This window comes from Ferroplasma sp. Type II (assembly GCF_000496155.1).
In genome coordinates, this window is the sequence record NZ_KI542690.1 from 2,389 (window position 1) to 3,462 (window position 1,074).

General features: G+C 32.4%; 3 protein-coding genes. All 3 read left to right on the forward strand.

Annotated features, from left to right (window positions below; all coding sequences use genetic code 11):
• Window positions 1-181: DUF981 family protein (locus tag AMDU4_RS02185; protein ID WP_290703932.1), on the forward strand; the 181-nt coding region annotated here is incomplete at its 5' end.
• A 148-nt stretch (window positions 182-329) separates the two neighbouring features.
• Window positions 330-689, forward strand: a complete 360-nt coding sequence (locus AMDU4_RS02190; protein ID WP_021787101.1) for a Trm112 family protein — start codon at window positions 330-332, stop codon at window positions 687-689.
• Window positions 690-785: 96 nt separating this feature from the next.
• A partial coding sequence (locus AMDU4_RS02195; protein WP_021786341.1) for a class I SAM-dependent methyltransferase occupies window positions 786-1,074 on the forward strand: 289 nt, incomplete at its 3' end.

Here is a 1,074-nt window from a genome sequence, read left to right on the forward strand (position 1 = left end):
CATGGCATTATATGTTATGAGTGGGATATCTGCAGTATATTCGACCGTTTTATNTATTAAACCGGAAGATAACAGAAAGTATCTTTATTATATTGCATTCATACTTCTGGCTATTACCGCATTTATAGCGCTATTTCTGGGTTATGGAGCAATATACGGCCATCTACAGGCACCGCCTTAATTACAGATGGATAAGCAAAAAATCCATCCTGTATCATTGTGTAAAGGATGTCTATAGACATTACAATTTATAATATTTTTATATTTTTATTTTTGTCAAGGTGCTAAAACATATATACGGATTTATGGTTAAGATGCTTAGTGGTTAAATGGAATATAATTTAATTGAGTTAATAGCATGTCCCATGTGCAAAAACACCTCTTTTTCTTTAACAACAATTTCACGAAGTGATATCTCCTCTTATGAAGTAAGGCCAGTCATGGAAAAATCAGGAAAAGAAACATATAATACAACGATAGAAGAAAATTATTACAAGGATATTATTGACGGTGTTTTGCTATGTGATTCCTGTGGCAGATGGTATCCCATAGTGAATAGTATCTATGTGTTGCTGCCTGACATTTTCAGGGATGAGAAAGTAAACATAGAATTCTTGACAAAATATAAAACTCAGTTGCCTGAGACTATAGTCAATAATGGAAAACCATTTAATCTTGGAACAATTTAAAACATTTCAAGCCTGTAAACACATTTCATTTAGTAGCATTCCCAAAACTAAAATATAGATTATGAGTATGCTAAGATATGGGGGAGGAAAGTCTAATTGACTAAAAACAGTTTTATTGCAGATGATGGAAATTTACGGGATATATATAATAAAATCCCAAAATCATATGACAGAGCCAATGCATTGATATCATTTTTTCAGGATATAAAATGGAGAACAAGGCTTATTAGCAATGTAATGGAAATTTCAGAGCCAGAAACAATTCTAGATGTTGCCTGTGGGAAAGGTGAGTTAACATATCTTATAAAGCATCTGAAGAAAACGTATGTGGTAATGACAGATTATTCGGAAAATATGCTCAACATGGCAATAGTGGATGGAATAA

Excerpts from the sequence above, each read along its gene's own strand:
- AMDU4_RS02190 (WP_021787101.1), top strand. The coding sequence starts at position 330 with ATGGAATATAATTTAATTGAGTTAATAGCATGTCCCATGTGCAAAAAC.